At 63.0% G+C, this 13,883-nt stretch carries 8 protein-coding genes; 6 read left to right on the top strand and 2 right to left on the bottom strand.

Going from position 1 to position 13,883, the window contains the following annotated elements; all coding sequences use genetic code 11:
• Positions 1 to 256 precede the first annotated feature (256 nt).
• Positions 257 to 1,585 carry an amidohydrolase family protein gene (locus VHD36_20450; GenBank protein ID HVU89712.1) on the bottom strand — a complete coding sequence of 443 codons (1,329 nt, stop codon included), beginning with the start codon at positions 1,583 to 1,585 and terminating at the stop codon, positions 257 to 259.
• A gap of 243 nt (positions 1,586 to 1,828) precedes the next feature.
• On the opposite strand from VHD36_20450, the gene VHD36_20445 reads away from it, so the two are divergent.
• The 3 genes from VHD36_20445 (at position 1,829) to VHD36_20435 (ending at position 6,971) form a co-directional block, all read left to right on the top strand.
• Complete coding sequence (locus VHD36_20445) at positions 1,829 to 4,780, top strand: PSD1 and planctomycete cytochrome C domain-containing protein (protein ID HVU89711.1); 2,952 nt, start codon at positions 1,829 to 1,831, stop codon at positions 4,778 to 4,780.
• A 145-nt stretch (positions 4,781 to 4,925) separates the two neighbouring features.
• The gene (locus tag VHD36_20440) at positions 4,926 to 6,404 is read left to right on the top strand and encodes a DUF1501 domain-containing protein (protein ID HVU89710.1); all 1,479 of its coding nucleotides are present in this window, start codon (positions 4,926 to 4,928) and stop codon (positions 6,402 to 6,404) included.
• An 81-nt stretch (positions 6,405 to 6,485) separates the two neighbouring features.
• Positions 6,486 to 6,971 carry a GNAT family protein gene (locus VHD36_20435; protein ID HVU89709.1) on the top strand — a complete coding sequence of 162 codons (486 nt, stop codon included), beginning with the start codon at positions 6,486 to 6,488 and terminating at the stop codon, positions 6,969 to 6,971.
• Between the two features lie 267 nt (positions 6,972 to 7,238).
• On the opposite strand, the gene VHD36_20430 is transcribed toward VHD36_20435, so the two are convergent.
• On the bottom strand, positions 7,239 to 7,607 hold the full coding sequence (locus VHD36_20430) for a hypothetical protein (GenBank protein ID HVU89708.1): 369 nt from the start codon (positions 7,605 to 7,607) through the stop codon (positions 7,239 to 7,241).
• A gap of 889 nt (positions 7,608 to 8,496) precedes the next feature.
• Between VHD36_20430 and VHD36_20425 the strand changes: the two genes are divergently transcribed.
• From VHD36_20425 to VHD36_20415, 3 genes are all read left to right on the top strand, one after another.
• Positions 8,497 to 10,680: a BBP7 family outer membrane beta-barrel protein gene (locus VHD36_20425; protein HVU89707.1), complete on the top strand. Its 2,184-nt coding sequence runs from the start codon at positions 8,497 to 8,499 to the stop codon at positions 10,678 to 10,680.
• 496 nt (positions 10,681 to 11,176) lie between these two features.
• Complete coding sequence (locus VHD36_20420) at positions 11,177 to 11,569, top strand: hypothetical protein (GenBank protein HVU89706.1); 393 nt, start codon at positions 11,177 to 11,179, stop codon at positions 11,567 to 11,569.
• A gap of 221 nt (positions 11,570 to 11,790) precedes the next feature.
• Positions 11,791 to 13,713: an acyl-CoA dehydrogenase family protein gene (locus VHD36_20415; protein ID HVU89705.1), complete on the top strand. Its 1,923-nt coding sequence runs from the start codon at positions 11,791 to 11,793 to the stop codon at positions 13,711 to 13,713.
• The last annotated feature ends 170 nt before the right edge of the window (positions 13,714 to 13,883 follow it).

Genomic DNA, 13,883 nt, shown 5'->3' with positions numbered 1-13,883 from the left:
ACGTTGCACCTCGAACGACTACGCTTCAAACGCATGCTGGATTGGATCGTCCACCAAATCGTCGCCGTACTCCACGACGGCTCAACACCTTGCGTTGAAACCGGACCTTAACACGTGACTTGGCACTACTGAATGATGAATTGACAACTCGCAACGAAGCGCACTCTGTCGATCCGTTACTCCTCTGTGCTCTCTGTGAACTCTGTGGCTAGTAAATGAATCTGCGGAAATGTGCGCAATCTGCGGATGCATTCTCTTACACGCGCGCCTGCTGCGCAGCGGCGGCGCCATTCGTCGCGTGTGGCGAGCCAGCGACGGCGGGCTGCAACAGCCGGCCCGCTTTCAACACGCCTCCTTGCATGACGGCGATAAAACGCGAGCGGTCTTCGAGCACGCGAATGTCGGCGATCGGATCCCCGTCGATGATCAGCAGGTCGGCCAGCTTGCCGGTTTCGACGGTGCCGAACTCGTCGGCGCGGCCCATGATCTCGGCGCCGATCTTGGTGGCCGAGCGGATGGCTTCGAGCGGCGTGAAGCCGACATAATTGACAAAGAAGCTGATCTCCTTGGCGTAATCACCGTGCGGATTCCAGGCGAAGCCGTAATCGCCGCCCAGTCCGATGCGGCCGCCGGCCCGCAGAATCATGCGTGCCGATTCGGCGCCCCCCTCGAGCGTTTCTTGATGACCGTCAATCACGGCCTGCGGCAGCTTGAACTCGGGTCCGCGAACGATGCTCGCCTGTTCGAACTGCAGGGCAGGCACGACCGGCGTATTACGCTCAAGCAGCATGTCGAGCGCCTCGGCGTCCATGAACGTGCCGTGCTCCAGCGTGTCGTAGCCGGCGCGCAGCGCGTTCTTGATCCCTTCGGTCGCGCGGCAATGGCCCGTCACCTTCATCCGATGATTGTGCGCCTCGGCCACGACGGCGTGCATCTCTTCGAAGGTCATGCACAGCGTGTGGTGATCGTTCGTATCGGGCGCGGCGGCATCGCCCGTGGGATAGGTCTTCACCCACTCGACACCATCTTTGACCAGTTTGCGCACGGCCCGGCGCCCCTCGTCGGGTCCGTTGATCAACAGCACGAGGCCCTCCATGCCGATCTTGCGAAAGTCGGGATTCCAATCCATTAGTCCGCCGGCGCCGCAGATTTCTCGACCGCTTGCGGCCAGGCGTGGGCCGGGCGTGAGCTCCGCTTCGATCGCCTTTTTTAGCCACACGTCGATGTTGAAGAGGCTGCCACCGCTGCGCGCCGCGGTGTACCCGCATTCAAGCGCCAGCCGCGCGTTGCTCGCCGCCAGCAGGGTGACGTACTCGACCGGATACTTGATATCCAGGTCCTGCAGTTCGGCGACGTCGAAATAGGTGGGATGAAAATGGGCTTCGACCAGGCCCGGCATGATCGTGCCCCCGCCAGCGTCGATACGCGCGGCCTCAGGCGGTAAGGCCGGCCTCCCCGCCGCGCTGCCGGCGTATTCGATCCGGCCATCGCGCACCACCACCGCGGCGCCCGCGACGGCCGGCGCACCAGTACCGTCGATCAGTTGGCCATTTTCAATCAGCGTCGTGCCCGAGGCGGTTTTCATCGCGGTTGCTTCCGGAATGCGATCGGAGTGGGACGTGCCCGTTGATCATACCCTTGCGGTGCGGGCCGTTCGACGTCCGGCAGATGAGCACCTGCGATTCACGCGGCTCGAGAAAAACTTGTGGCCCCCGGGGGCGCTGTTAAACTGGAAACGACCTGAATACCTGCCCTGGCTTTCCACGCACACCTACCTGCCCGGCTCGCGACCGCCTGCCTGGTCCGACCTCGGATCGCGACCAGCCGCATGATCGCACGCTGCACCATGATTCGCGCGTCTGCATCTTCGCTGTCGATCGCCGTGTTGACGCTCCTCGCAAGTGCCCTGCGCGCCGAAGATATCGCGATCAAGTTCAATCGCGATATCCGCCCGATCCTGTCCGAGAATTGCTTCACCTGCCACGGGCCGGACAAGAACAAACGCGAGGCGGACCTGCGCCTCGACACACAGGCGGGCGCGCTGGCGGCCACGGGCGATCACCATCCGATCACGCCGGGCAAGCCCGACCAGAGCGAAGTGCTGGCGCGCGTCACGACCGATGACGAGTCGCTGCGGATGCCGCCGCCGGTCACGGGCAAGCAACTCACGCCGAAACAGATCGAGCTGTTGCGCGCTTGGATCGCGGCCGGCGCTCCATGGCAAGAGCATTGGTCGTATACGCCGATCGAGCGACCGCGGCTGCCGCTGAACTCAGGCGCCAACCCAATCGATGCGTTTCTGGCGATCCGCCAGAACGAGGCGGGCATTGCACCGGCGGCCGAAGCCGATCGCGTGACGCTTGCCCGCCGGCTCTCCTTCGACCTCTTGGGATTGCCACCGTCGTCTGAGCAAGTTGATGCTTTTGTGAACGACGCGCACGAGGATGCGTTTCCACGATTCGTCGACGCGCTGTTGGCGTCGCCCCACTTCGGCGAACGCATGGCGATGTACTGGCTCGACCTGGTCCGCTACGCCGATACGACGGGCATTCACGGCGACAACCATCGCGACGTGGCCCCCTATCGCGATTACGTCATCGACGCGTTCAACACGAACATGCCGTTCGATCGGTTCGTCGTCGAGCAATTGGCCGGCGACCTGCTGCCGCAGCCGACGCTCGCGCAGAAAGTAGCGTCCGGCTATAACCGCATGAACATGACGACCACCGAAGGGGGCGCACAGCCGAAGGAGTATATCGCCAAGTACGCAGCCGACCGGGTGCGCAACGCTTCGACGGTTTATCTGGGCGCGACGCTCGGTTGCGCCGAGTGTCACGACCACAAGTACGATCCCTTCACGACCAGGGACTTTTACAGCTTCGCGGCGTTTTTTGCCGACGTGCAAGAACAGCCCGTGGCGCTGCCCGGCCCGGCCTTCCCGGTGCCGAAGCCCGACCAGGAAAAGAAGCTGGCCGAGATCGACGCCGCGCTGGCCGCGGTGCGGACGACGCTCGACGTGCAAACGCCGGAGCTCGATACGGCGCAAACCGCCTGGGAAGCGATGGCTCGCGAGCAGCTTGCGCACCCGCCGGCGCTGGCCACGTGGCAAGCGGTTGGGCCGTTCAAGGCCGACAATTTCGATGTGGCCTTCGATACGGCGTACGGACCGGAAAAAGGCGTCGACCTCGCGGCAAAGTTCGCCGACGGCGCTCTCGGCTGGACGCCTCACGCCGAGTGGGCCGATGCCGCACCGCACGATTTGCCGGCCGAGCGTGGAGCCGTCTATTTGTACCGCGCGATCGAGTCGCCGCGGGCCACGCCGCTTGTGATTTCGCTAGGCAGCGATGACGCGCTGCGCGTTTGGCACGACGGCAAAGAGGTTCTCACCGAACGGAAAAAACGCCCGCTCAAACCCGATCAAGACAAGGTCACTATCCAGCTTCATCCGGGCACGAATCACCTGTTATTGAAGGTGGTGAATGCCGAAGGCGGCGCCGGCTTTTACTTTCGCGTGATCGAGGCCGACGTGCCGGCCGACATCGCACCGATCGTCGCCAAGGCGCCGACCGAGCGCACGGACGACGAACGAAAAACGATCGCGAAGCACCATCGCGGCATTGCACCGCTTCTGAATCCCGCGCGCGAGCAGTTGGCGGCGCTCGAAAAACAGCGCAAGGAGGTCGACGACGGCATCCTGCGCACGCTGGTGGCGATGGCGGGCGAGCCACGTGTGACGCGCGTTCTGCCGCGCGGTAACTGGCTGAACGAGTCGGGCGAGGTCGTGTCACCAGCCACGCCAGGATTCCTGAAGCCGCTCGATGTCGATGGGCGGCGGGCAACGCGGCTCGACCTGGCGAATTGGATGATCGCCCGCGACAACCCGCTCGTGGCCCGCGTGTTCGTGAATCGGCTATGGAAGTTGGCCTTCGGCCGCGGGCTGACCGCACCCTTGGACGACCTGGGCGCGCAAGGCTCCTGGCCGCTGCACCTGGAATTGATCGATTTTCTCGCGGCCGAGTTCATCGACAGCGGCTGGGACGTAAAGCACATGCTGCGGCTGATCACCAGCTCGCACGCTTATCGCCGATCGTCTCATGCTTCGCCCGAGGCATTGCACGCGGATCCGTACAACTTGCTCTTCGCGCGGCAGGGGCGGTTCCGGCTCGACGCCGAGATGGTGCGCGACAACGCGCTGGCCATCAGCGGACTCTTGGTCGACAAGATCGGCGGTCGCAGCGTCAAGCCGTATCAGCCGCGCGGCTATTGGGCGCATCTGAACTTTCCGGTGCGCGAATATGAAGCCGACCACGGCCAGGATTTGTATCGCCGCGGGTTGTACACCTATTGGTGCCGGACGTTCTTGCATCCCAGCCTGCTGGCCTTCGACGCGCCAACGCGCGAGGAGTGTACTGCCGAGCGCAATCGCTCGAACACACCGACGCAGGCCCTGGTGCTGTTGAACGACCCCATCTTCGTGGAAACGGCCCGGGTGTTTGCCGAAAACATGCTACGGCAAGCCGCGCTACCGCCGGAAGAACGCATTCAATGGGCGTTTCGCCACGCTACTACGCGGCCGGCCACGGGGGATGAGCTGCGCGTGCTGGTCGCGCTCTTGGAAAAGCATCGACGGCACTACTCGGCGAACGTCGAAGAGGCACGCAAGCTGATCGCCGTAGGCGAATGGCGCGTGCCCGCGGATCTCGATCCTGCGGAGCTGGCGGCCTGGACGTCGGTCGCACGGGCGATTCTGAATCTGCACGAAACAATTTCGCGATATTAAGGCGACCCTTTCGGAATGTGAAACAAGACCTCGAGTCAGCAACTGTGTGCCACTGGTGGCTTGCCCACCAGTGCAAGGCTTCCATGAAAAACACTGGTGGACAAGCCACCAGTGGCACCCAGAATACTCGTTGACGTGAATCAGTATGAATGCTCCGCACCGGCTCAACTCAACCGACCGTGACGCTTTGAAGCGCGAAATCTGCCGCCGCACGTTTCTGGGGCGCGCGGGCACCAGCGTCGGAGCGCTCGCGCTGGCGTCGCTCGGCGCGCCGAACTTGCTGCGCGCTGGCGACTTGCCGACAGCGCCCGCCGTGCCTGCCGATGGTCCGTGGCCAGGCGTGGTCCGACCGCTGCATTTCGCCCCGCGCGTCAAGCGCGTCATCTATCTGTATATGGCCGGCGGTCCGTCGCACCTGGAGACGTTCGACTACAAGCCGAAGTTGGCTGCGATGGACAAGCAGCCCATGCCCGAGTCGTACACCAAGGGGCAGCCGATCGCGCAGTTGCAAAACGCGAAGCTGACGTGCCTGGCGCCGCAACATCCGTTTGTGCGCTGCGGTCAGTCGGGCCAGGAAATCTCGAGCGTCTTTCCGCATTTGGCCGCCGTGGCCGACGAGCTGTGCATCATTCGCTCGCTGCACACCGACGCTATCAATCACGATCCGGCCCACACCTTCATGAACACCGGCACCACGATCTCGGGCCGGCCATCGATGGGGGCCTGGCTGACGTATGGGCTGGGAAGCGACAGCGACGATCTACCCGGTTTCGTCGTGATGACTTCACTGGGCAAGTTCGGCCAGGCACAGCCGATCGCCGCGCGGATGTGGCACAGCGGGTTCTTGCCAAGCCGGTTTCAGGGCGTCGAATTCCGCTCCAAAGGGGACGCGGTGCTGTATCTCAGCAATCCGCCGGGAGTGGATCGCGAGCGACAGTCCGAGCTGGTCGACGCGGTGAAGACGCTCAACACGCAGGCGAATCAAACCTTGGACGATCCCGAGATCGCCACGCGGGTCAGCCAGTACGAAATGGCCTTCCGCATGCAGGCCAGCGTGCCGCACTTGCTCGACGTGTCGGACGAACCGGCGCACGTCATGGAGATGTATGGCACGCAGGGCGCCGACGGGTCGTTCAGCGCTAATTGCCTGCTCGCCCGTCGCCTGGCCGAGCGTGGCGTGCGGTTCATTCAGCTCTATCATCGCGACTGGGATCATCACGGCGCCGTCAAGGAGCACGTCAAGGGAACAGCCGCCGAGGTCGACCGCGGCGCCGCGGCTTTGATCACCGATTTGAAGCAGCGCGGCATGCTCGACGAGACGTTGATCGTCTACGGCGGCGAATTCGGCCGCACGCCGATGGCGCAGGGCAACGGCCGCGATCATCACATGCAAGGCTTCTCGATGTGGCTGGCCGGCGGCGGCATCAAGCCCGGCATCAGCTACGGCGCCACCGACGAATTGGGCTACAAAGCGGTCGACAATCCGGTACACGTCAACGATCTGCACGCCACGATGCTGCATCTGTTTGGCATTGACCACACGCGCTTGACGTATCGCTTTCAAGGGCGCGATTTCCGGCTGACCGACGTGGCCGGGAACGTGGTGCGCGAGATTCTGGCGTAAGTGGCGCGGAGCGTTGGCGCGTTGCGGGTCGCAGCTCGGCCGACCGTTGCGACAATTGTGCCCCGTGGATGGAGCGGACGCATGAACGATGTTTCTTTACGAGATGTCGATGCGAGCGATCTCCCGATCTTCTTCGAGCAACAGCTCGACCCGGACGCGACGTGTATGGCTGCTTTCCCTGCTCGTGCGCGCGACGAATTCATGGTCCACTGGGCAAAAATCATGTCCGACGGGACCACCATCCTCAAGACCATTGTCGTGAAGGGAGAAGTAGCCGGAAACGTCGTTGGTTGGGAACAATGCCGCGAACCGAGAGTCGGCTATTGGCTCGGAAAAGAATACTGGGGTCGGGGTATCGCCAGTGCGGCGCTGTCACAGTTTTTGATGCACGCGACAGCGCGACCACTTTACGCACGGGTCGCAAAACAGAATATCGCATCGATTCGGGTTTTGCAGAAGTGCGGATTCACCAGGTGCGGCGAGGACACGTTTACCGCCATTGATGGCGGCATCGGCGAAGAACTAATTCTGCAGCTTGGCGGTGGGTGCCACGAAAGGTCGCAATAACGCTGAAAGCTGTCAATGAGGCGATCGGTCTCCTGCTCCGCGCCCTCGCGGCAACCGATTGGACGGATTTAGTCCGCGCCGCAAGTCAGGGTTCCGTAAACCCGTTTCGTGACAAACCCCGAAACGGCATGCTTATCGCCTGCGGCGAAAAGCATGGCACGCGGCACACGGATTGCTTACCAGCCCGCAGCGCAAGCAAGGGGCGTTTAACCTTGTGCTCCCGTCGCCGAAACACCCTCGCCAGCGCTTCGAGTTGGTGTATTCACATCACGAGCGCCCCGGCGCATCGATTGCCCGCTCGCACCGCCGCATGCGTCTTTGCTGAAAGAACTTCCAAGCGATGAAGGTAAGCACGGCGAGAGCCGGGTACAGCACTGCTGGAAAAGGACTGATTTCGAGCACGGCGCCAAAGAAGACATTTTCGCCGGCCGAGTTGCCCGACATTTGAAACGTCCACGTGGCGTAATCATCCACGCGAGTTCCAAACTCGCTATATCCGGTCCACGAAGTCGAGTAGATCAAACGAGCCCGAGGGCGAAGCGCCATTTCCCATGCCATGATCCCGATCAGCACCAGCCACGTGCTCAACCGGAACTGAAACCGGCTTTTCCAAGTTCTGGTGGGGACGTTGGACATGAGATAAAGCCGATCGATGGCGCTTTTTCTGTAGAGATTCTACAAGATTCTCGTCGGTGTTCGGTCAATAGTTATTACGCCGGGCCGTTTTCCTGCCGCGCGAACCTTGTCCGTAACCGGCGGCTCTCTATCTCCTGTGCGGCGGATGTTTCCGGGCGCCAGGCCGGAAAACCCGTCGATTTGATCTTCCTGGATTATCAGTCACGCGGAGATTCCCGGTGAAAGTCTTCATGGCCATGACCGCCGCTGGCGACTTCGACCGCAGCGCGTGGGACAGCGCGCTCGGCATGCACCGCACGGCACAGCCTCCTGCGACGTGACGATTCGGACCAGGAATCCGTCAGGCTTTCCAAGAAGGCCCGATTGTCACGCCAGACAGTCGGGCCTTTTTTATTTCCACGGATTCACAAACCAAGCGGCGTCGAAGCGATTGCGCTCGATCGCGGCTTTAATACGAGGGCAGTCAACCGTGTTACTTTCCGAACCTCCCTTACGAAATAAACGACGACAACGCACCACGGCCGAGCTGCGGCAGAAATTTCTGCGCGAGACCGAGAATTTCTTGCAAGGCGAGCTGCGGTTCCAACCCGCGAAGATCAAACACCGTCCGCCGGCCAGGCTCTGGCGACCGCGGCTGTTCGGCAGCCGCTAGCGGATGGGCTGCTGTCGCCCGCCCCGCGCCCTCTGTGGTGGCGTTGGGGCGGGCCGGGGGCGGATTGATCTTGCACCGTGACGGGCGTTCAGCTATCTACTCGCCTCCTCTCGAAACAAGACGCCGTTCTGGCGTGCTAACTACCTTGCGCTAATCGATCACGTTTTTGCCTCGGAGCCTGTGCGGCGCTTGCCTGTTTTGCGCGCGGCACGGCCTGCCGAACGAGTGCGCGGATTCATGGCTCTCTTCAGCACTGCGAATTGGGTCGCGCGGCTGGCGGTGATGGCGCTTGCGCTGTCGACCGCTCTTGCTGCCCACGCCGCCGAGCCATTCGAGGCCACGATCGACGCCGACAGCGTCCACGTGCGCAGCGGGCCGGGCACGGAATACTACGCCACCGATATTCTGCGCCGTGGCGATCGCGTAGAAGTTCTCGGCTACGACGCCGGCGGCTGGTGTCGCATACGGCCGCCGCGCGGCAGCTTCAGCCTGGTGTCGGTCGACTCGGTCCAGATCGGCCCGAATGGCACGGCACGGATCAAAGACGAGCGCGCCGAAATCGGTGTCGGCAGCCGTTTCTATGCGCGCCGCGACGCCGTGCAGATCATTCTCGAGCGCGGCGACACCGTCGAGCTGGCCGAGGAGCAGCCGCGCAGCGAGACCGGCGGCAAACCGGAATGGTACAAGATCACGCCCCCCGACGGCGAATATCGCTGGATTCACGAGCAATATTTGCACGCCGAGGAACGTGCCCCGCGACGACACGTGGCCGATCGGCTCGAAGACGAATCCCTGGATGATGGGGCGATCGACGACGCGCCGCGCGTGCAGCGGGCGAGCTACGAAGAACCGGCGGGCGCGCCGCGCCTGCTGGGGGATGTCTCCTCGACCCCGCTCGTGCCGGTGCCCGAAGAGCGATCGATTACCGCCGTACTCGACGAGCTGGAGTTGGGCGTGGCCGCGATCGCCCGCGGTGAGAATCGGAATGCCAACCTGGCCTTGATGGAGACCGACGCGCGCAACGTGGCGCGGCGAGCCCAAACGGCCAGTGACCGCAACCGCGCCGACATCGTGTTGCGCCGCCTCGATCGTCTGGCCGGCAAGCCACGGCAGACCTCGGGCGCGTCGACGATTCCCGATTTCGTGCTGCCTGGGCTAGGCGAGATTTCACTCACGCAGTTCATGTCGCCCATGATGGGCGCCCCCACGACCTGTCCCGTACCGGGCGGGCCGGGCTACCTGGCCGCGCCGATGAGCGCGCCAATCGTGGCAGCGCCGCCGGCTGCGCCGCTCTATGCCCCTTATGCCCCGCCCGGGCCGCGGCACTATTTGAATCTCGATTTTCTCGGCTTCTGGGCCAAGCACGATTCGCTACCAGCGCTCGTGACCACTAGCCCCATCGGCACACCGCAGGCCGAAGCGGGCGTGCTCGGCCAGCCCGGCACGAGCGTTTTGTTCGGCAATCAGAACGTGCTCGGCGGCTTCCGGCCGGGCGGACGCGTGATGGGAGGCATCTGGCTCGACAATGAGCAGACCTTCGCCCTGGAAGGGAACTACTGGACGCTGGCGACGGCCTCGGTGAACTATTCGGCCGCCTCGGTGTTTACTGGCGGTTCAACCGGTCAAATTCTCGCGCGGCCATTCTTCGACAGCAACCCGTTGGTCAATGCGCAGAGCGCACTGTTGGTCGCTTATCCAAACGCGGTCATCGCCGGAGTGCCGTTCAATATCAACGGTTCGGTATCGGTCAACGAGACCAGCAACATCCAATCGGCCGGGGCCGGGGGACGCTGGGGCCTGGGACAGTACACTTCGCCAGGACGGTTCTTCATCGTGGGCGGCTATCGGTTCTTTCAATTGAACGAATCGCTGTCGATCATCAGCCGCTCGAGCGAAGGGCCGCCGCCATTTCCTGCCCGGCCGAACATCACGGTCTTCGATTACTTTTCGACGAGCAACAACTTCAACGGCGGCGACATCGGCCTGGCCGGCGAATATCGCTCGCCACGACGGTTCTGGTTTGGTGGCGAGGGGCGGCTAGCGATGGGCAACATGCAAGAGACCTTGAAAATCGACGGCGTCACCACCGCCGCGGCCTCCGGGTTCACAGCCACGCTACCCAACGGTCTCTTGGCTCAACCGTCGAACATCGGAAGCTTCACGCAGAACCATTTCGCGCTGATTCCCTCAGTCGATCTGAAGGTGGGCTACCACCTGACGCCAGGCTTTCGCCTCACGGTCGGTTACAACTTCACCTACATCACCCGCGTCATCAGGCCCGGCGCGCAGGTCGACACGACGGTCAACACGTCGCAGATCGCGGGGTTGCCGCTCGTCGGTCCGGCCAACCCGAGCGTGCTCTTCAATCAGGGGAGCCTGTGGCTGCAAGGCGTGACGGCCGGCTTTGACCTGGCGTTTTAGGGGCGCGGCGTTGCCAGGCTCGAAGTCGGCTCAGCGGCGGTTTTCACCTCGCAACCGCATCCCCCACCAACGAGCGGTTCGCCGAGTGGCGTTACATCGGTTCGTCCGGCGGGGGCACGGCTGGTCCATTGGGGTAAGGCGACCAGCGAGAAACCCCAGCTACTGGGGAGTTTCGACGTAATTTCTTGCCTTATTGGGTGTTGCGAGTGAACTCTTTGAAACCCCGCAACGTCTAAAGAAGTAACTCAATCTGCGCGGTCGACGGATCGAGAAAATCTTGTCTTGCGCGGTTTTTAACGGATTCCCCCTTGTGAAAAGACCCCCCATGACTGCAAACTGCAGAAACCAATATCCCACCCGCCGGAAAGCGCCGTCGCGGCGTTCCCAGCGACCCCGGGACACGGAAGTTCCCACCCGCACCAGGCCCGCGGGCCGAGCGGCGTCCACCGCCGCCTCCCGCCCCAAGGCCGTTAAGAAGACTGTGGCCGATCCGGAAATGACAAAGCCCATTGCCACCAAGCAGCCCGAAGCAGCCAAGAAGCCCCGGCGTCGTCCCTGGCGTCACCCGACCCAGCGTGGCATCAAGGTCCCCTACGCAGCGGCTGCGGCCATTTCTCTTATGGAAATGGGGATTACGGACTACGAGCGGATCGGCGCTGCGGTGGGCCTGAAGCCCGACGAGGTCGAACGCATCGACATGGCCGAGGACAAGTCGATCCGTCAACTCTGCCTGGCCGGAGTGCCGTACGGTCATTACTTCACGCTCGAAAGCCACATCCGTTGCCCGAAGTGCTCGGGCATGATCACGCTGGCTCCTTGCGTGGCGTGCGACTCGCCGAGCGCCTGGCGTCCGGCGCTGCCAGAGAACGTGGCGCACAGCGCAGAGTAGTTGGGCGGAGCAGCTTGCGCGGCACCGCTTACGTCGCTCTTTCACTCATCATGTGCGCGCCGCTAGCCTGCATACCCGGCGCATGGGTCCGGCCATTCAAATTGGCTGGGCTCGGCCGGCTCTGTTATAAGTGAGGCTCGCTGGGCACTGGCGCGCCCGCATGGCTTGTATCGGTGATCGTTCGCTGCGCGCTACGCCCTTCGTCTCCGCCGAGGGCCGCCATGTCTCAAACCAGATCGAGCGAGTCCGATGCCGAGACGTTCGTTGAGGCGTCGCTGAAGCTCAGCGGCAAGAGCGCCGAAGAAGCCCGCTCGACGGGGGCTATCGATCGGGCGGACGAGCACGTCGAATCCTTCTTCGAGGCGCGTTATCAAACCACGGCCAGCCCCATTCATCGGGCCGTCTGGGACCACAACTTTCCGCTCGAGCTGTTCCAGCCAACGGCGCCGCCGCGGCCAACGCCGGCCTGCCAGAAGACGATGGAAGAGTCGCTGTCGATCGTGCGGCGGCACATCGCGGCCGGCTCGCTCTTGGACGAGCGCGGCAAGCTTTGGCCGCACGTCTTTGCCGAGCTGGGCGCGGCGGGCTATTGGGGCATGCTCGTCGAGCGCGAGTACGGCGGGCATCAGACACCAATGTCCATCTTCATGCCGTTTCTCACCAAAATGGCGACGGTGTTTCCGACCCTGGCCGGCCTGGGAAGCGTGCACGGCTGCGTCGGCGCCGTCGACCCACTGCATGGAATGGGAACGCCCGAACAGAAGCAGCGCTTCCTGACCCGATTGGCCAGCGGCGAACGGATCTCCGGCTTTGCCCTGACCGAACCGGGCGCCGGCTCGGATATGACCGCGCTAAAGACGCGCGCCGTCCTCGACGGCGATGATTATGTCGTCAACGGCGAGAAGCTATTCATCACGAATGCCTTCCCGGGGCGAATCGTGGCGCTGGTCTGCCTGATCGATAACCGACCGGAGGTGCTGCTGGTCGACCTGCCCGAGGAGAACGAGAACTTTCAACTGGTGCGTTACGGGCTGTATGCACTCAAACATTCGTTCAACAACGGGCTGAAGTTCAAAGATTTCCGCGTTCCCAAGGAGAACCTGCTGCGGCCGAAATTCGGCAACGGCCTGACGGTGGCCTACCACGGCTTGAATCGTGGGCGCGTGGCGGTGTGCGCCAACGCATCCGGCGGATTGCGGACGATGCTGGCCAGCATCCTGCCCTGGGCCCGCTATCGGTACACGTATGGCGAGCCGATCGAGCGCCGCGAGCTGGTCCAGCGCCGCGTCGGGCGACTGGCGGGCATGATCGTCGCTTGCGACGCCCTGGTCGCGTGGTGCTCGTGGCTCTTGGACGAAGGCTATCGCGGCGAGATGGAATGCACGATCGCCAAGATCTTCGGCAGCGAGGCGCAAAAGGAAGCGGCCGTCGAATTCCTGATGAAAACACACGGCGGTCGTTCGTTTCTGCATGGCCATCTTTTCGGCGATGAAGTCCACGAGTATTTCGCCCCTTGCATTTACGAAGGCGAGGGCGAGATGCTGGCCATGGCCTTCTTCAAGTCGCTCGTGAAAGAGCACGGCAAGGCGTTCTTCGAACCGGTCGGGCGCGTGCTGGCCGAATTGCAGGTGAAGGAGCCGAACCTGGCCAGCCTGGCGCATTTGAAGAAGCTGGCGCCGGTCTTGGTCCCCTACGCCAAGTGGATGGCTGGCGAGCGCTTTGGCAGCCGGAAGGTGGCGCCCTTGCCGACAATGCCCGAGGTGCTGGCCGCGCATGCACGATTTGCCATCGATGGATTACAGCACATGGCGCGCGAGATCAGCGCGGCGATGCGCAAACATCAGCTGCAACTGGCCGATCGACAGTGCCGCATGTCGCAGCTTTCGTTGCGCGTGCAGAACTTTGTGACCATGCTTGTCACGGCAATTTACGCGGGCCGTCAACAGGACCCACTGCTGCAAGCCGCCGGCGACGTGGCCTGCCAGGACTTGCGCCAGAAGCTCACGCTCGAGCGTCCCAGCGACGCGTACTTCCGCACCGTGACGAAGCTGGGCGCCAAAATCGCCGACGGAGGCTTCGAGCCGATGGCCGGCATCCCGCCGGGCGAGATTCTTAAGCCGTATGAGCACGCGGCGAATAAATGACGGTTTGGACAGGAATGTGCCCAGGATTGGTTTTCCGTAGCCGGTGCTCCACGACCACGGAAATGCGCTAACGAATCCCCGCCTCGACGACGGCGGCTACAGAAGGCACGTCGCAGATTTCCGATTTGCGTTTCTCGTGAGCCGGACCTACGAATCGTTGACGCGGCTCG

The sequence above is a fragment of the Pirellulales bacterium genome, from assembly GCA_035546535.1.
Taxonomy (GTDB): Bacteria; Planctomycetota; Planctomycetia; order Pirellulales; family JACPPG01; genus JACPPG01.
The sequence above is the reverse complement of the archived record's forward strand: the minus strand, read 5'-3'. Positions and strand labels throughout refer to the sequence as shown.